Here is a 17,991-nt window from a genome sequence, read left to right on the forward strand (position 1 = left end):
ATAGGTATTTTTCTTAAATCATGTAGCTTATTCTATAAAAACTCGTTTTATTCGTTTTGAAATATTGGTTATTACCTCGTAAGAAATGGTTTCTGTGGTTAGCCCAAAATCTTCGGCTGTATAATTTTTATCAAATAGAATAACGCTATCACCTTCTTGGCAATCAATATGGGTAACATCAACCATAATCATATCCATACATACATTTCCAATAATGTAAGCTCTTTTACCATTTATAAGAGCATAACCTTTACCGTGACCGTGTTGTCTTCCTATACCATCGGCATGACCAATGGGTAAAGTGGCCGTTTTTGTGGTTTTTTGCGCAATATAGCCTCTGTTATAGCCTAAGCTTTCGCCAGGTTTTAAAGTATGAATTTGAGATATTAATGTTTTTAGTGTTCCAATAGGTAAAAAGTGTTTGTTTTCTTTAGTAGAGTTACCAAAACCGTATAAACCAATACCGCTCCTTACCATATCAAAATGGGCTTCGGGATAGTTTAAAATTCCTGATGTATTACAAATATGTCGCCAAGGCATGTAGCCTGTTTTGTTTTTAAAAGTAGAACAGATGTTATTAAAGCTATTTATTTGCGATAGTGTAAAGGCTTTTTCGTTTAGGTCTTCACTTGCCGCTAAATGTGAAAATAAGGATACTGTTTTAACAGCGTTAGAAGTTTTTAATATTGAGGCAATTTTTGTAACATTTTCAATATTGAATCCTAAACGATTAAGCCCTGTATTAAATTTAAGGTGAATAGGATAGTTGCTCTGATTGAGTTGTGTAGCAACTTGTATAAATTCATTTAAAACAAAATCACTATAAAGACTAGGTTCTAGGGAATGCTGTATAATAGTTTTAAAATTTACAGATTGCGGGTGTAATACTAAAATAGGTTTGGTTATTCCGGCATCTCTTAAGGCAACACCTTCGCTAGTGTAAGCTACAGCAAAGTAGTCAACACCTAGAGTTTGTAGTTTTTTTGCCACAGCTTGTGCATCATTACCATAAGCAAATGCTTTAACAACGGCTAAGAATTTTGTGTTAGGTTGCAGTTTTGATTTTAAATAACTGTAATTGTGTTGTAATGCATTAAAATCAATAAATAAAGTGGTTTCCCTTATTTTATTATTTGGTATCATTTTTAGTTTGTTCAGGAGACAGATCTTCGGCATCATTCACATTCATATTTCTTACCTTATCGCGTTGCAATGATTTAAAAAAAGCGGCACGACTTAAAGGTTCGTATTCGTCAACCTCGCCAAGTAAAACTAAATCATCGTTTTTTGATTTCCTATAGCTATAATTAGCAAGATTTCCTGTTTTGGTGCAAATAGCATGCACTTTAGTAACATATTCTGCTGTTGCCATTAAATAAGGCATAGGGCCAAAAGGATTACCTTTAAAATCCATATCTAAACCAGCAACAATAACACGAATACCTTTATTAGCCAAGTCGTTGCATACGCGTACAATTTCATCATCGAAAAACTGGGCTTCGTCAATTCCTATAACATCGCAACCATCGGCAAGAATAGGAATATTGGCAGCAGCAGGAACAGGTGTAGATCTAATTTCGTTAGAGTCGTGAGACACCACCATATCTTCATCATACCTTACATCAATAGCAGGTTTAAAAATTTCTACTTTTTGTCTGGCAAATTTTGCACGTTTTAATCTACGAATCAACTCTTCTGTTTTACCAGAAAACATAGATCCGCAAATAACTTCTATCCAGCCAAATTGTTCTTTATGATTTACTGTGTTTTCGAGAAACATTTTGTAATTTTAGCACTAAAGCCCGTTGATATTCGTTTTTTGTATAAAGGTGGCGTAAATTTATTAAAAAACAAAAGCATAAATTGCAATAAATTTTAAAAGTTATGAAGAAGAAACTTGAAGCAGAACTAATGAGTATTGCACACAGAATACTCAAGTTAAAAGGACAAGACGATATAGATAAAATGCATAAAGAAGTGGCCAAACTTTACGAAAAACTAACTGTTTTAAAGTTTGCAAAAGAAAATTTAGATGATGAGTTGCCAACTATAGGTAGCGATTCGTCGTTTTTTGATATGCTAGATGTTGCCTTTAATAATAAAGTAAGTGATACGATTGAGGTTGAGGACAAAGTATATATTAATCTAGATGATAATGATGACGATGAAGGTATTATGGAACCAGCTATAGAAAAAATTAAAGACATGGTAGCCCAGATGCCACACGAGTCGCAACAAGTAGATGAAGTGTTTGAAAAAGCAGTTCCAAAAAAGAAGTATCATAAGAACGACCTTGAGGAAATCACAGCCGATTTTAAAGAAGTTCCTGTTTTTGAGCCTGTATCAAAACAAACGAAGCAAAAAAAATCGTTAAACGATAAATTAAAAAAAGGTATTACTATTGGGCTTAACGATAAAATAGCCTTTATTAAACACTTGTTTAATGGCGAAAGTGAAGATTACGACCGTGTGTTATCACAATTAAACACGACATCTAATTATACCGAGGCCGAGGAACTTATTCAAAATATGGTGAAGCCAGATTACAATAACTGGGAAGGTAAAGAAGCGTTCGAAGAACGTTTCATGCAAATTATTGAAAGTAAGTTTAACTAGTAATTAAGGTAAATCCATCCAATAATAGGGTTACTTTGTCCTTCTATATTTAAAATATAATAATACGTGCCTACAGGTAATTTATTATCTTTTTTGTGTAACAATCCTTGGTTGGATGTTCCGCTCCAGTTATTTAAATAATTGGATGTTTCAAAAACTAAAACACCATATCTGTTAAATATTTTAATATGATTTGTGTAATCCTCTAAGCAAGGAATGACTAAGGCATCATTAAAACCATCGTTATTTGGTGTAATTAATTCAGGAATAACAAGGCATCCATCTACTGAAACAGAGGCAGAATCTTCGTTGTTTTCTGTGTTTCTATCAGGCTGATCAAGTGCTTGAAGCAATGCTATGTTTATAAGATTATTAGCAGACACTATTTCAGCAGTTATGGTTAATGTTTCTATTTGATTTGGTGTAAGAGATGGTATACTCCATACATAAGAATTAAAATTATATACGCCACTACTTGTAGAGGAATCAACAAAGTTATAGCCATTCGGGAGCATATCGTAAATTTCTATATTAGTAGCTTCTGTAGTTCCTAAATTTGTTGCTGTAATTGTAAAAGTAATTGTGTCTCCAATAGAGGCATTTTCTTGAGAAACTGTTTTTTCTACGGCAACATCAACATCTGATGTATCTTCTAAAACATTTAACGTAGCATGGGCTTGAGAGGTGTCGATATTTACTTGATTAGTAAAATTACTGCTGCTATTAGTATAAAAACCTGATGTGTTTGAAGTAACAGGAATAGCAAATGTACAAGATGATACACCCTCTGGAAATGTTAGGTTGGTGACTTGAAAAGTGTTAGTGCCAATATTTCCAGAAAATGTAGCTGTACAACCATTACTGGTTTCCCAAAAAGCATCTCCATTTATTAAAACATTTTCAGGAAATGTATCTGTAAATGAAATATTATTCTGTGCTTCATTGGAAGAAATATTTGTAATTGTAAAAGTTAAGATACTTTCCTCACCTACGTAAATTTCTTCAGGTGTAAAAGATTTCATAACGTTTGGAGCAGAAACTCTAACGCTGCTAATAGAAATGTTTGTTTCAGGAGTTAACTCTTCATTATTTACAATATTTGGAGTTGCTTCAGAAGTATTAATAAATACACCGCCATAGCTTGGTGCTTCTACAGGAATAAACACTCTAACTGTAGAATTTGCTTCCATATTTGGAATAATACCAGAAATAAAATTATCTGAAACCGTAAAACTGTTTATGCAAGTAGCATTGCCTGAAGTAACTTGACAAGTAGGCGTACCAACAATAGTAAAAGGTGCTTCTAGCGTGTTTTCGAAAAGGACATTAATAGCCTCAGAGCTTGTTACGCTATTAGTAACATCAACCACCCAATTAAATGGTTGGTTTGTAGTAACAGTTGGAAACTCAGGAAAGGTTTGCACAACTAAATCTATACAAGGTGCGAAGTAAGTAGTTACAGTAGCTTCGTTATTACTAGTATTGGGCTCTATTAAATTTTCGTTAGGATATACTGTAACTTTATTTTCGGCGGTAATTGCTGGAGTTGCACATTTTGGAGACCATAACACTTCTGTTAAAAAAGTTACCGAGCTATTTGCGGGTAAAGCCCAACCGTCTTCTGGAAGGATTTCCCAAAATAGATCAGGGTTTCCATCATTGTCTGGAATGCCGTCAAGTTCCACATTTAGGTTAGCGTGATCTATAGAGAAACATTGTGCAGTTCCAGTGGTTGAAATGCATTCAACAGATTGTAAGCTGGCAGAGTTGATTGCTCCAGAATTAATAAAGTCTTTAAGCTCTATAGTAATATCTGTCTCGCTAAGATTGGAAACGGTTATTTCGTAAGTTATAGGAGTTGCCCAAGCAGTTGTATTTTCTATATCTGAGCCTTCTGGAGGTTCTGGGTAAATTTGTGTTTTGGTTACCTCTATATCAGAAGTATCGCAAAGTTCGACATTACCTTGAGACAAGTCAAAATAGTTATAATTAAAATTATTATTGAAATAGCTATCGCTAATGCCATTGGTTTCTATGGCAATTCCAGATCTAACAATACCATCTATAGTGCCAGAATTAATTACACAATCGGGTTCTAAAAATCTTACTGTAGTTTCTACAACATAAAATTCTCCTACAGGAATATTAAATATATTACTAACCCAATTTTGCGATCCAATATTAAATGATAAAAGATTACACGGAAGTGTAGAAGCATTTTCTATACATTCTACTGAAATAATTTCCCAGGAGGCATTTTCATTAGAGACATTTCTTAAATCAGCTTGAGCATTTACTTCTAAAGGACCGTTATTACAGATGGTAGTTTCGAAAACCATTTCTTCTCCCCAAGAAATAGGTTGCCCAGTTGCAGGAGAGAGTTGTGTTGTTTCTATACAAAGATCTGTTTGTTGGCATTGCGTAGCTTCGATAAGTTCCGTTTGAATAAGGTTAGACTCATTAGAAGACATATTACTGTGGTTAAGAACTAAAGTTCCACCACTTTCTACCTCTAGAGGATTATCTATTTGTATAGCACATTCAGGCTCTAAGTATTTGTAAACAGCCTCAATCGTTATCGCGCTATTAGGTTGGAATATGTGTGTATTAGATGTAGAAAACATTATATCACCTGTAGCATTATTAATTAAAACAGGTTCATTGGGCATATTAAAGTTAGATATACAAGCTGTCCCGTTTGTAGATTCGATACAATTTACCGATAAGACTTCAACCAAAGCTTCACCAAAAATCTGTGGTGAAACCAAACTTAAATAGGCGTAAAACTCATCTAAAGGGTATGCAATAGCGCTGTTATTAGTAATGGTAAATTGGTATGTTACCGTATCGTCCCATGCCGTAATTGGCGTACCTTCTTCAGGTTGTACTTGTTCTTGAGTAACAGTAAAATCGATAACAACATCTACAATATCTATTGATATTATAGAAATATTATTACTGTCGTTATTGTCTGTTGTCTCGTTATTAGGAGTTATAGAGGCTTCTGTGGCAATGCCTCCAATAATTTCGGGAGCAATTACAGTAACTAGAACCTCTATACTTGAAGCTGCTGGAAAGTTACTTATAGTGCCTGTAATAATATTATCTTGATCTATGTTAAAGTTGGTTATTAAACTAGCACCATTTGTTGCGTTTTGACTAATAACAGAAACAATACTAACATTTCCATTTATGGTTTGAGAAAAAATAGCATTTTGCGTACTACCTCCAATATTGCTAATGGTTACTAAATATTGAAATTCTTCAAAAATGTAGGCTTGCGAAATATCATTACCAAAAAGGTCTTGAGCTTCAACAGAAATCGCTAAATCGGTTGTTTGAGAAAAAAGATTAGCAGAATTTAATACAAGAAAAACGAAAAGTAAAACTGTTCTCAATATATCTGTTTTTAAATAGATGTTAATAAACCTAGTTGGTTGCGTGAAAATACTATAAAAAGATTGTAAATTTGAATGTTATTATACATTTTATGAGCAAACTTTACATTGTTCCCACACCCATAGGAAATTTAAAAGATATCACTTTTAGAGCTGTAGAGGTTCTAAAGGAAGTTGATTTAATTCTTGCCGAGGACACACGAACATCGGGTAAGTTATTAAAGCATTTCGAAATTTCTACTCCTACGCAATCGCACCATATGCATAACGAGCATAAAACGGTAGAAAGCCTAATTACCAAACTAAAAAGTGGCATTACAATGGCCTTAATAAGCGATGCAGGAACACCAGCAATTTCCGATCCCGGATTTTTACTTACACGTGCCTGTGTTGAAAACAATATAGATGTAGAGTGTTTACCAGGCGCTACGGCTTTTGTGCCAGCTTTAGTAAACAGCGGGTTACCAAACGACAAGTTTGTATTTGAGGGATTTTTACCAGTAAAAAAAGGGCGCCAAACCCGATTAAAACTATTGGCCGAAGAAACCCGAACCATGATTTTTTACGAAAGCCCGCATAAACTTATAAAAACACTCACTCATTTTTGTGAGTATTTTGGTGAAGATAGGCAAGTGTCGGTATCTAGAGAACTTACCAAACTGTACGAAGAAACCATAAGAGGAACAGCCAAAGATGTTTTAGACCATTACAACAACAAACCTCCCAAAGGCGAAATTGTTATTGTGGTTGCAGGAAATAAGTAATCTTAATATTATTTTTAACTCGTTTCAGAATCTTTTTTGATTAGCTGTAAAGGTTTATTGGAGCAATCTAAATATGCTTTCCTTTCTCCCAACCATGTTTTCCTAAATATTGTTCACCACTTTCTACAGCACCGGTTTCAATAGACGTTGCCATGCTATCGTTCCATCTATTTAAATAACCAAAGAGCGAAATAACACCCAACATTTCTACAATGTCACCTTCATCCCAATAGGCATAAAGATTAGATTTAATGTTTTCATCTACTGTATTAGGATTTACCGAAGCTGCTAGGGCAAAATCCAATGCAGCGCGTTCCGCATCAGAAAAAGCAGGGTGAGTTTTGTAATCCCAAATATTATCCAACTGCTCCTGTTCGGCGCCATAGCGTTTTGCAGCACGAATAGCATGTGCCTGACAATACCTGCAACCTGCTGCATTACTACTAACCCAAGCAATCATACGTTTTAAGGCTGAGGTTACACGACCTTCGTTGGCCATTACGGCTTTGTTTAAATTAATAAAGGCTTTGGAAATAGCAGGTCGGTGTTGCATAGTTAAAACGGAGTTTGGACAAAACCCAAGCGTTTCGTTAAAAAACTCAGCAAGTTGTTTGGTTTCTAAATCGTGATTGGGAGATAGCGGAGAAACTAATGGCATGTGTACTTAGTTTTTAAGTTTTTATATAGTATTTTTGATAGAACAAGTAACAAAAAATTATTTAAAGATGTCTCATAAAGTCACAACGCATTGGAAAGGAAACTCACAATTTGAATCAGATAACCCAAGCGGTAAAACCCTGTTTATAGACACTTCAGAAGAGCATGGCGGGCATAATTCAGGGTTACGTCCTAAAGCATTAATGTTGTCTTCTTTGGCAGGATGTTCTGGATTGGATGTGGTGTCTATTTTGGATAAAATGAAGGTGAAAATTTCAGATTTTAGAATAGACACCTATGGCGAACTTACCGAAGAGCATCCTAAATATTATCATACCGTTTCTGTGGAATATCATTTTTATGGTAATCATCTAGACGAAAAAAAAATAAAAAAAGCAGTAGATCTTTCAGTAGATAAATATTGCGGTGTTATGGAAATGTTTCGAAAATTTGCCAATGTAAAAACATCTATTTATTACCATAACGACTAAGTTTTTATGCGTTGGACTTTAAAACCAAAACCCGAACCACAAAAAATATCACAACTACAAGACGCCTTACAAGTTGATGAATTTGTAGCAACTTTGTTAGTTCAGCGTGGTATTGAAACGTATGAAGATGCTAAACGGTTTTTTCGTCCAAGTTTAAGCCATTTACACGATCCGTACTTAATGCAAGATATGGATAAAGCTGTTGCGCGTATAGAACAAGCTTTTGCCAATAACGAACGAATTTTAGTGTATGGCGATTACGATGTGGATGGCACGACGGCAGTGTCGTTACTAAGTAGTTACTTACATACACGAACCGATTTAGTATCAACCTATATTCCCGATCGTTATCAAGAGGGTTATGGTGTTTCTTATAAAGGGATTGATTTTGCAGAAGACAATGAGTTTTCACTTATTATTGCCTTAGATTGTGGTATAAAAGCAGTCGATAAAGTCACCTATGCCAAAGAAAAAGGGGTTGATTTTATTATCTGCGACCATCATAGACCAGGAAAAGACATTCCAAAAGCAGTTGCTGTTTTAGACCCCAAACGAACCGATTGTAATTACCCTTATAAAGAGCTCTGTGGATGTGGTGTTGGGTTTAAGCTTATACAAGCCTTGGCGAAGAATGAAGGAAAAACCATTAAAGATTTAACCCATTATTTAGATTTAGTCGCTATTGCTATTGGAGCCGATATTGTCCCCATTACTGGAGAAAATAGAGTGTTGGCTTATTTTGGATTACAAGTAATCAATAATCAGCCTAGACCTGGTATTAAAGCACTAATTGCTCAAGTGAAAAAAGAAGAATTAAGTATTACCGATGTGGTTTTTATTATAGCACCACGCATTAACGCCGCAGGAAGAATGAAACACGGCAATCATGCTGTAACCTTACTAACAGAAACCGATTTTAACTTGGCGATTACTTTTGCTACGGAAATAGAAGCCTTTAATACCGATAGGAAAGAGGAAGATAGCCGTATAACCGATGAAGCCCTTCAGCAAATTATTGAACAAAACGAAACCGACCGAAAAACCACAGTGGTTTATCAAGAAGATTGGCATAAAGGTGTTATAGGCATAGTGGCGTCTCGACTAACCGAAACGTATTATAGGCCAACTCTAGTATTTACCAAAAGTGGCGATAAATTGGCAGCTTCAGCACGATCGGTTATTGGGTTTGATGTTTACAATGCTTTAGAGGCTTGTAGTGAGCATATCGAGCAATTTGGAGGTCATAAATATGCCGCAGGATTAACGCTTCACCCAGAAAATTATGAAGCTTTTAAACAAGCTTTCGAGGATGAAGTCTCGCAAACAATAGATTCAACCTTATTAACACCAGAAATTTCTATTGATGCCAAAATAGATTTAAGCGATATAACGTCAAAATTTTACCGTATTTTAAAACAATTTGCACCTTTTGGTCCAGGCAATAGAACCCCTGTTTTTATGAGTGAACATTTACAAGACACAGGTTATGGAAAACAAGTTGGCGATGGGTCGCATTTACGTGTTACGGTTACCAATGGTTCTCAAAAAATAGTAGGCATTGGGTTTGGTTTAGGAGAGAAATTATCGCTAATCTCTAATAAAAATCCTTTTAAGGCCGTATATTCAATCGATGAAAATCACTGGAATGGTAATGTGTCTTTACAATTGAAGTTGCGAGATATAAAATAGAACTGTCATTCTGAACTTGATTCAGAAAGACAAAGTCAAATTAAAATAAACTCTTTCAAGTTTACGTTCTTCTAAAATGAAATATAAACTATTAGCTTTTTTCTTTCTATTTCAAACCATTCTTCTGTCTCAAAACTTAGTTAAAAACCCCAGTTTCGAAGAGTTTAAAAATTGTCCTGAAAGCATAGGTTATTTTAGCTTTGATGAGGATAGAGGAGTAAAATATTGGTTAAGACCTACGGGCGGAACCCCCGACTATTTTAATAAATGTAGTAAAACAGTAGGATATACAAACTTTAATGGGCAACAAAACCCTAGAACAGGAAAAGGATATGCAGGTCTTTATGGGTTCACTCATGGTAATTATCGAGAGTATATTCAAGGAACACTTTCTCAAACATTAGAGAAAGATAAAACATATCAAATTTCATTTTATGTAAGCCTTGCAGAACGGTCAAATAGAGCGATTAGGCATTTTGGAGTTTATTTTTTAGACCGTAAGATGAGTAATATAAATTACGACCGTGTTATTAACGCACATAAAGTTGCTGCCAGAGCAGATAATGTGGCATTTGTTCCTATTTTTAATAAGAATTACCTTAATAATAAAACACAATGGGTGCAAATACAATGTAGCTATAAAGCAAAAGGGTTTGAAACATATTTCTTGATAGGAAATTTTGAGAGTAATTTTAAAAGTGATGTTGAAAAAATAGAACGAAATAAGTTTAAGCCTATGGCCTATTATTATATAGATGATGTGGTGCTTTCTTTATTACAAGAGGATACTAATGAATTAAAAATAAAAGCTCCAATAGAAAAAGAACACTCTTTTAAAAAAGGCAAAACCTATACTTTTAAAAATGTGCTTTTCGACTTTGATAAAGCAACATTATTAAAAGCTTCAAAAAACGAACTAAATAATTTATATGAACATTTGATTAAACACCCTGAGCTACATATTGAAATTTATGGACATACCGATAATGTGGGCACTCAAAAAAGAAATCAGGAATTATCTGAACAACGTGCGAAAGCTGTATCCGACTATTTAATAAATAAAGGATTAGATAAAACAAAAATAAAGTGGTTTGGCTATGGTAGCTCAAAACCAATAGTAAAAAATAACACAGAGAAAAACAGAGCGATTAACCGTCGGGTAGCGTTTAAATTAATAGAAAAGTAAGTCGGTAATAAGATAACTTAAAATTGCACTCTGCTTGTTATCATATAGCTAAAATTAGTATAATTCTTTTTTCAGCAGGATTTCATATTGTACTTTTGTACGTTTCAAAATAAGTTTGAGACATGGCAAAAAAAGATCCTTACGCAGCCCTACGTATTAAAGAGTTCAATATTTTTCTTTTAGTAAGGTTTGCTTTAGTTTTTGCATGGTCCATGCAGTTTATTGTCATAGAATGGGAAGTTTATTCTCTAACTAAAGATCCACTATCATTAGGAATTATTGGCTTAATGGAAGTTATTCCAGCGGTTTCTATGGCATTATTTGCAGGTCATGTTGTAGACCAAAAGGAAAAACGAAACCTGCTTATTAAATGTATTTTAGCCTTTTCAATAATAAGCTTGGGCTTGTTTTTACTTACCTGGGATTTAGTTATAAAAGACTGGGATAAAAAACTTATTTTATACAGTATCTACTTTTTGGTGTTTTTAGGAGGTTTTGTTAGGGCTTTTATTGGGCCAACAGTATTTTCTTTAGTAGCTTTAATTGTACCTAAAAAGCTTTATCCAAATGCGGCAACTTGGAGCAGTTCTACATGGCAAATGGCGGCGGTTTTAGGTCCAGCATTAGCTGGGTTTTCTATTCATTGGATTGGCGTACATTGGTCTATGTGCTTAATTTTTGGCTTTACAGTATTTGCTTTAATAGCGTTATTAAATGTTTCTAAAAAACCTATTTTAAACCCTAAAATAGGTGAGCCTGTTGGCAAAAGTTTAAAAGAAGGTTTGCGTTTTGTTTTTGGTACGAAGGCTATTCTTGGGGCATTAACTTTAGATATGATTGCCGTATTATTTGGTGGCGCCGTTGCTTTATTACCTGTTTTTGCACAAGATATTTTAAAGGTTGGTTCGCAAGGGTTTGGTGTATTACGTGCTGCGCCAGCAGTAGGGGCTTTTATAACCATGTTAGTTACAGCCTATATTCCTTTAAGTAGAAAAGCTGGGTTAAAACTACTAGGAGCAGTATTTGGTTTTGGGGTGAGTATTATTGTTTTTGGATTATCCGAAATGTTCTGGATTTCATTATTTGCTTTATTCTTTAGTGGTGTATTTGATGGTGTTTCTGTAGTGATTAGACAAACTATTCTGCAATTAAAAACCCCCGATCATATGCGTGGCCGTGTGGCTTCGGTAAATTCAATGTTTGTTGGGTCTTCTAACGAATTAGGAGCTTTTGAAAGTGGTTTAACAGCCAAATTAATGGGAACTGTGACAGCTGTAGTTTTTGGTGGCTCTATGACGTTACTTACGGTAATTTCTATGGGATTAATTTCGCCTTCATTCCGCCGTTTAGATCTAACCAAAGATGTAGAAGCACATGATGATGAAGAATAGATAGATTACTCTATTTTGATAAGCTCTAAATTGTCGTCTATAGCATCACTTTTGGCATGAATTAAAAACGTATTTTCATTAGCTTCTAAAATAGTTACATGCATTTGCTTTCCTACAATACCTTCTGAGCCAATGGTATTACTGACTACTTTTGTGTAAGTTAAAATATATTCACAATCTGATACCCACTCAATATCGCTATGAACTTCTAAACCATTTTGAGGCACAACTTCAATTTGTGAGGATGCTGTTCTTGTTATAACACCTGGGAATGATGATTCTCCAGTGTATTTAAATGTTCCTGTTTTAAAGGCATTACAATTGGAAGGTTTTTCAGCACAAGAAAACAAAAAAGAGAGTGTTAAAAGTAATAATAAGCTTTTTTTCATTTTAATTAAAATGTATGAAGTTTAAAGGTTTCCCCATCAAAAACACCATAGGTATAGTAGTTTATCCAATCGCCTAAATTAATGTATTTAGATGTTTCGTTGAGGTTTATTTCTAAAGGCAAATGTCTGTGACCAAACACATAAAAATCGTGATGTTTTTGGGCTTCTTTTCGTTTGCAATATTGCACTAACCATTCGTTATCTTCACCAAGGAATTTGGCATCTTCTTCACCAGAAATAAGTTTGTTTTCTACAGAAAGATATTGAGCCAATTTTACGCCTAAATCTGGGTGTAACCAGCGGAACAACCATTTACAAAACGGATTGGTAAAGACTTTTTTCATGCGTTTATAACCTTTATCTCCAGGGCCTAAACCATCGCCATGACCAATTAAAAAAGTTTTGTTGTTAAACGTAAATGTTTTGGGTTTATGGTATACGGGAATGTTTAATTCTTCTTCAAAATAACCATTCATCCATAAATCATGGTTGCCCACAAAATAGTAAATAGGAATGCCAGCATCCGAAATTTCGGCAAGTTTTCCTAAAGTACGCGTAAACCCTTTAGGAACTACAGTTTTATATTCAAACCAAAAATCAAATAAATCTCCAAGCAAGAAAATAGCCGCCGCATCTTGTTTAACGTTGTCTAACCAGTTAACAAACTTTTTTTCGCGTGGCAACGACATTTTTTTATTGGGTGCTCCTAAGTGATTATCGGAAGCAAAATATATATTTTTTCCTTTTGGGATATTCATGAAGTAAATATAATAGATGCTAAGCCAAGTTTAGCATAACAAATCAATTTTAATTATCGCCAGCGTACCATTCGGCATAACTCGTATCGGTTTCCTGAAGTTTTAAAGCGTGTAGTTTAATGTTGTCAGGTAAGCGTTTTTTAATTTTTTTTGCAAAATCTATGACCATCATTTCACTTGTTGGTTGATAATCGACTAGCATAACATTATGCCCGCGTTCTTGTAGTTCTTTAGCGAGTTCTATGTGAGGAGTGTTTTTATTAAAAACCGTAGCGTGGTCAAACACATCAACAATATCTTCTTTCACGATTTTTTTTAAATCACCAAAATCGATAACCATACCGTATTTTACATTGGAAGTATCGTTAATAGGCTTTCCTATTACAGTTACCGATAGTTTATAGCTATGTCCATGTACATTTTTGCACTTTCCGTCGTAGCCGTAAAGGGCGTGTCCTGTTTCAAAAGAAAATAGTTTAGTGATTCTAATATGACTCATGTTGTAAAAAATTTCATTGCAAAGGTATCGATTTTGTAAAAGCAATCGGGTTTTAAATTACATTTACACACTTTTTGTGATTTAAGTTTATGAGTGAGTTTTTTGTGCGATTGGATTTTGTTGAAAACCCACAATATTAACGCATTATTTCCGATTTACTGGAGCAACAATACAGTATTGTAAAGACTATTCGTGGCGATCAAATTTTTTGGATTGATGAAGCAAAAGCCAATACTTCCGAACAGTTATTTTTTACTAAAGTAAACGATTTAATTGCTTACTTAAACAAAACATGTTTTATGGGAATTTTGCATAAAGAGTTTCATTATGTCATTTATCCTAAAGGCACATTTTATAAACGCCATTTAGATATGTTTCAAAAAGATGATAGACGAAAATTGTCTATAGTTTGTTATTTGAATGATGAAGATTGGACGCCAGAAAATGGTGGCGAATTGGTGTTGTATTTAAATAATGAAGGGCAAGAAATACCAAAAGTTATTTACCCATTTCCCGGTAGGATGGTTATTTTTGAGAGTCAGTTGCTAGAGCATGAAGTAAAACCTGTAAACACTAAAAGACTTAGTATTACTGGATGGTTAAAAACACGATAAGTTATCTTCTGCGGCCTCTATTTCGGTTATAAAAATAGATGATAATTAAAACGACTGCTAAAAGCAAAAAGAGTTGATTACCCATAATTAATTGTTGTTCATTTTATTTTTATTGTACCTATAAAATAAGTAGGCAATAGCAACTAATACGACAAAAGGCAGTAAGGTTCCAATAAACACACCTATTTCATAGTGATTATCAGGAGCATTTTTTATTTTTTCTTCAATATTTACTTGTTGTAATAGCGCTAACATAACCTGTTTTATAAGCATAACAAAGTTATTGTTTTTGTGCTAATGGTAAAAAGAGTTGTCTAAATTTTATAATTAATGGTACGCCACGGGCGATAATCCAAAAGGTCATGGCTGTAAAAACAGCATAGAGTTTATATTCCAACTGGTCTAAAAATAAAAGGACAGGAATAAAGACAATAAAAGTAGCAAAGAGCAAGAGGTTTCTGAGGTATTTCATCATTCCTAAGCCTTTAAACATGCCATCAAAAATAAATGCTAAAGCACAAAGTGGTTGCATGGCTAGTACGATCCAGAAAATATTATAAAACTGATTTAAAACGGCTTGGTCATCGGTAAAAATTTCGCCAATACGATAGTAAAACAACGCGCCAAAAATAGCGATAACTATTCCAGAAACGATTCCAAAACCAATAAGTTTATTGCTTAATTTAATTAAGGAATGGTATTGTTTTGCACCGTAAAGTTTCCCGGATAAGATATTGCCAGCACTAGCATAACCATCAATTAAAAAAGCCCCAAAAAACCAAATATTTATTGCAATAGTGTATGCGGCAATATATTCGGCGCCATAACTCGTTGAAAAGGAACTGGCAAAATATAATGTCACATTAAGCGCAATGGTTCTTATAAAGAGGTTAAGTACCATAACACTAAATTTTTTAAGTTCTTTATTTAATGGTAATTGCACTTTTAGTGGTATGGGCGTTTTTTTAAGTAAATAAACAGCCGAAATAAGTGCCATTAAAACCTGAGCAATAACACTAGCATAAGCAGCACCTTTAATGTGCAGAGCAGGAATTACATTGTCTATGCCATAAACAAGAACAATATCTAAAACAATATTGGTTGATGCGCCAATAATGGCAATAATCATAGGATATAGTGTGTTTTGAAGTCCACGAAAAGCCCCAAAAACAGCAATTGTGAATAATGTAAACGGAAACCCAAATATTCGTATGTTGTAATACTCTACACAATAATCAAGTATCAATCCTGAAGCATTATATAGCTTAAAAATATGCTTAGAAAATGGAAATGTGGTTACAATAATAAACACACTAATCATTATAATAATAACAATAGCTTGTCCTGGTAACGATTTAACTTCATCTAATTTTCCTGCCCCTAAATACTGTGAAATAATCGACGAAATAGCACTCCGTGTTTGTCCAAATACCCAAATAAGCATAGACAAAAAAGTTGTAACAATACCAACAGCAGCAAGCGATTGGGTAGCATTAACATCGATGTTACCAACTACAGCCGTATCGGTTAATGATAGTATTGGCTCGGAAATTCCAGCTATTAATGCAGGAATGGCTAATCGGTTTATGTTTTTTGTGCTTAAATCTGCGTTCAAGAGATAAAATTGTAAGTGTGAAATTTTTATAACTGCTAAGGTCGTAAAATTTATTAAATGAATACATTTTACGAACATTCCTTCAAAATAAATTTAATGTGTACTTTTGCATTCTAACTTGTTTAGAATATTGATTATGAAGTCTATATTAGTTCCTGTAGGATCCTCTAAAAATGCTGTAAACCATTTACAATACGCCATAGATTTTGCTAAAGCTTTTGGCGCCAAGGTGTATGTGGTACAAATTTACAATGTATATACTAAGGCAGGAACCATGCTAAAAGTGGATCATATTTTAGAACGTGAAAGTTTAGATTTTTTAAATTCTCATGTTAGTAAAGTAAATAAAAAGGGTGTTGAGGTTGTCGTTAAAACGTTTAAAGGAAAACTTATAGATACTATAGAATTGGTTTGCAAAACACTCGATATAGATTTAATTTTAATTGAGCCAAGAACCAACTCTAATCGGGAAGAAGTGTACTTGGGTAAGACCTCGGGTAAAATTGTTAAGCAAACAAATATTCCTGCATTAATTGTTCCCGAAGGCTATACTTTTAAGCCTATTATTTATATTTTAACCGCTTTAAAATCAGCTAATATTAAGAAAGAAGGTGTTTTAAAACCATTAAAGGATATTCAAAACCAATTTAAATCGATAGTTAATTTATTATTGGTAAAAACGCCGTTTTACAATGAAGGTGATTTTGATGTTAACGAGGAATTAGCAGCACTGCTTACCAAAACCACTAAAAGTGAAAACGCCACGACATTTCAAGGCGTATTAGAACACTATAAAGATAATGATCCTGATTTACTATGTGTGGTAAGAAGAAAACGCGGTTTTTTTACTAAACTTTGGGAAAAGAATACCATTCTAAAAAAAGATTTTAACAGTACTACCTTACCAGTTTTAGTATTAAGCGGATTGAAATAAATTTAGTAGAAAAACGTATTTATTTTTATAAAAATACTATTTTCGCTTTATAAAGGGGCATTAGCTCAGCTGGCTAGAGCGTTTGGCTGGCAGCCAAAAGGTCATCGGTTCGACTCCGATATGCTCCACACAAAAACCCCGAACAGTTTCGGGGTTTTTCATTTTAAAGCGTACAATAAAATACGATTTTCTGCTTAACTTTTATCTGAGGACATTTTTGTGTACTCCAATACCAAGCCGCTAAACCAATCCCAGTCTACAGCATTGTAAGGGTATTTTTTTATAAATTTTTCGTTGTCGCCAAATAAGAAGTTGTAATTCTCTTCGAAATCACTTTTATGTAGCCAAATAATTTTGTCGCCCTTTTTTACATAATACGATTTTATAACACCGCCGCCAATTTTAGGCGCCCCACCAAACCTAACACCACCAGTTTCTTTTGCAAGAGGGTCGTGATATACCGCAATAACATGACTAAAATTTGGGTTTAAAAGCTGCATTAAAAATTCTTGCTTGTCTTTTTTGTTTTTTAAAGAAACCATCTGGTTTTCAAAATAAATTTGATCGCTAGAGGTTACTTTGCTCATGCTATTTCTGCCCATTCCCCAATTATTCATTTTTTTGGAAGCTTTGTTAAATTTTTCCATACCACTGGCAAACAAATAAGCTTCGGCAATATCTTTTACATTAAGTGTCATTTTATCTCCAGAAATACTGTCTTTAAAGTACACTTTGTGTATTTGTCCCTTTTTTGTAATAACACTTTTGCAATAGCCTTTATAAGTCGTGCCATCTTTCATAATTAGTGTAGAAAGCTTTTTTCTAGCAGGTGTGTTAAAGCCTTCATTAAAATAGTATGCTTTTAGCATATCTATTTCATCATCGGTATATTTTACTTTGTCTTGAGAAAATGTAAGTCCTGTAAAAAATAATGTTAAGACTAAAAGAAGTTTTGATGTCATAATATTACATGTGTTGATTTATTTTCAA

General features: G+C 33.9%; 18 protein-coding genes and 1 tRNA gene. 9 read left to right on the forward strand and 10 right to left on the reverse strand.

All coding sequences use genetic code 11. From position 1 onward, the window contains the following. Positions 1-27: 27 nt before the first annotated feature. Both alr and R3L15_RS13700 read right to left on the reverse strand, forming a co-directional pair. A complete protein-coding gene (alr, locus tag R3L15_RS13695; RefSeq protein WP_338732343.1) occupies positions 28-1,143 on the reverse strand; it encodes an alanine racemase in 1,116 nt (371 codons plus the stop codon). Continuing rightward, entirely contained in the window at positions 1,130-1,780 is a 651-nt protein-coding gene (locus R3L15_RS13700) for a thymidine kinase (RefSeq protein WP_338732344.1), read from the reverse strand. Before R3L15_RS13700 ends, alr begins: the two co-directional genes overlap by 14 nt. A 104-nt stretch (positions 1,781-1,884) precedes the next feature. Here R3L15_RS13700 and R3L15_RS13705 point away from each other — a divergent pair, with 104 nt between their 5' ends. Beyond that, positions 1,885-2,616 carry a hypothetical protein gene (locus tag R3L15_RS13705; protein WP_338732345.1) on the forward strand — a complete coding sequence of 244 codons (732 nt, stop codon included), beginning with the start codon at positions 1,885-1,887 and terminating at the stop codon, positions 2,614-2,616. Here the strand turns inward: R3L15_RS13705 and R3L15_RS13710 are convergent. Then, positions 2,613-6,014 carry a gliding motility-associated C-terminal domain-containing protein gene (locus R3L15_RS13710; protein WP_338732346.1) on the reverse strand — a complete coding sequence of 1,134 codons (3,402 nt, stop codon included), beginning with the start codon at positions 6,012-6,014 and terminating at the stop codon, positions 2,613-2,615. The two genes, R3L15_RS13705 and R3L15_RS13710, sit on opposite strands and share 4 nt — an antisense overlap. 92 nt (positions 6,015-6,106) lie before the next feature. Between R3L15_RS13710 and rsmI the strand changes: the two genes are divergently transcribed. Further along, positions 6,107-6,778 (forward strand): 16S rRNA (cytidine(1402)-2'-O)-methyltransferase, encoded by a 672-nt coding sequence (rsmI, locus tag R3L15_RS13715; RefSeq protein ID WP_338732347.1) that lies wholly within the window; start codon positions 6,107-6,109, stop codon positions 6,776-6,778. 67 nt (positions 6,779-6,845) lie between these two features. Here rsmI and R3L15_RS13720 read toward each other — a convergent pair whose 3' ends face one another. After that, a complete protein-coding gene (locus R3L15_RS13720) occupies positions 6,846-7,436 on the reverse strand; it encodes a carboxymuconolactone decarboxylase family protein (protein WP_338732348.1) in 591 nt (196 codons plus the stop codon). 67 nt (positions 7,437-7,503) lie between these two features. Here R3L15_RS13720 and R3L15_RS13725 point away from each other — a divergent pair, with 67 nt between their 5' ends. From R3L15_RS13725 to R3L15_RS13740, 4 genes are all read left to right on the forward strand, one after another. Continuing rightward, the gene (locus R3L15_RS13725) at positions 7,504-7,926 is read left to right on the forward strand and encodes an OsmC family protein (RefSeq protein WP_338732349.1); all 423 of its coding nucleotides are present in this window, start codon (positions 7,504-7,506) and stop codon (positions 7,924-7,926) included. 6 nt (positions 7,927-7,932) lie between these two features. Beyond that, positions 7,933-9,615 carry a single-stranded-DNA-specific exonuclease RecJ gene (recJ, locus tag R3L15_RS13730; RefSeq protein WP_338732350.1) on the forward strand — a complete coding sequence of 561 codons (1,683 nt, stop codon included), beginning with the start codon at positions 7,933-7,935 and terminating at the stop codon, positions 9,613-9,615. A 76-nt stretch (positions 9,616-9,691) separates the two neighbouring features. Then, the gene (locus R3L15_RS13735; RefSeq protein ID WP_338732351.1) at positions 9,692-10,801 is read left to right on the forward strand and encodes an OmpA family protein; all 1,110 of its coding nucleotides are present in this window, start codon (positions 9,692-9,694) and stop codon (positions 10,799-10,801) included. Between the two features lie 122 nt (positions 10,802-10,923). Continuing rightward, the gene (locus R3L15_RS13740; RefSeq protein ID WP_338732352.1) at positions 10,924-12,192 is read left to right on the forward strand and encodes an MFS transporter; all 1,269 of its coding nucleotides are present in this window, start codon (positions 10,924-10,926) and stop codon (positions 12,190-12,192) included. A 5-nt stretch (positions 12,193-12,197) separates the two neighbouring features. On the opposite strand, the gene R3L15_RS13745 is transcribed toward R3L15_RS13740, so the two are convergent. Genes R3L15_RS13745 through R3L15_RS13755 form a run of 3 tightly spaced genes read right to left on the reverse strand, consistent with a single transcriptional unit; the run spans position 12,198 to position 13,838 of the window. Then, complete coding sequence (locus R3L15_RS13745; RefSeq protein WP_338732353.1) at positions 12,198-12,581, reverse strand: hypothetical protein; 384 nt, start codon at positions 12,579-12,581, stop codon at positions 12,198-12,200. A 5-nt stretch (positions 12,582-12,586) separates the two neighbouring features. After that, positions 12,587-13,339 carry a UDP-2,3-diacylglucosamine diphosphatase gene (locus tag R3L15_RS13750; protein WP_338732355.1) on the reverse strand — a complete coding sequence of 251 codons (753 nt, stop codon included), beginning with the start codon at positions 13,337-13,339 and terminating at the stop codon, positions 12,587-12,589. 49 nt (positions 13,340-13,388) lie between these two features. Continuing rightward, positions 13,389-13,838, reverse strand: a complete 450-nt coding sequence (locus R3L15_RS13755) for a 6-carboxytetrahydropterin synthase (protein ID WP_338732356.1) — start codon at positions 13,836-13,838, stop codon at positions 13,389-13,391. Positions 13,839-13,981: 143 nt separating this feature from the next. On the opposite strand from R3L15_RS13755, the gene R3L15_RS13760 reads away from it, so the two are divergent. Further along, positions 13,982-14,452, forward strand: a complete 471-nt coding sequence (locus tag R3L15_RS13760) for a 2OG-Fe(II) oxygenase (RefSeq protein WP_338734149.1) — start codon at positions 13,982-13,984, stop codon at positions 14,450-14,452. Positions 14,453-14,539: 87 nt separating this feature from the next. Here the strand turns inward: R3L15_RS13760 and R3L15_RS13765 are convergent, their stop codons facing one another. After that, positions 14,540-14,725 (reverse strand): hypothetical protein, encoded by a 186-nt coding sequence (locus R3L15_RS13765; RefSeq protein ID WP_125466597.1) that lies wholly within the window; start codon positions 14,723-14,725, stop codon positions 14,540-14,542. Between the two features lie 7 nt (positions 14,726-14,732). Next, on the reverse strand, positions 14,733-16,067 hold the full coding sequence (locus R3L15_RS13770) for an MATE family efflux transporter (protein WP_338732358.1): 1,335 nt from the start codon (positions 16,065-16,067) through the stop codon (positions 14,733-14,735). Between the two features lie 136 nt (positions 16,068-16,203). On the opposite strand from R3L15_RS13770, the gene R3L15_RS13775 reads away from it, so the two are divergent. Together R3L15_RS13775 and R3L15_RS13780 are read left to right on the forward strand one after the other, a co-directional pair. Then, positions 16,204-17,001 carry a universal stress protein gene (locus R3L15_RS13775; RefSeq protein ID WP_338732359.1) on the forward strand — a complete coding sequence of 266 codons (798 nt, stop codon included), beginning with the start codon at positions 16,204-16,206 and terminating at the stop codon, positions 16,999-17,001. Positions 17,002-17,055: 54 nt separating this feature from the next. After that, positions 17,056-17,129 (forward strand) — tRNA-Ala (locus R3L15_RS13780). A gap of 66 nt (positions 17,130-17,195) precedes the next feature. On the opposite strand, the gene R3L15_RS13785 is transcribed toward R3L15_RS13780, so the two are convergent. Continuing rightward, complete coding sequence (locus tag R3L15_RS13785) at positions 17,196-17,963, reverse strand: hypothetical protein (RefSeq protein ID WP_338732360.1); 768 nt, start codon at positions 17,961-17,963, stop codon at positions 17,196-17,198. Positions 17,964-17,991: the final 28 nt, after the last annotated feature.

It is taken from the genome of Mangrovimonas cancribranchiae, assembly GCF_037126245.1.
Classification (GTDB): domain Bacteria; phylum Bacteroidota; class Bacteroidia; order Flavobacteriales; family Flavobacteriaceae; genus Mangrovimonas; species Mangrovimonas cancribranchiae.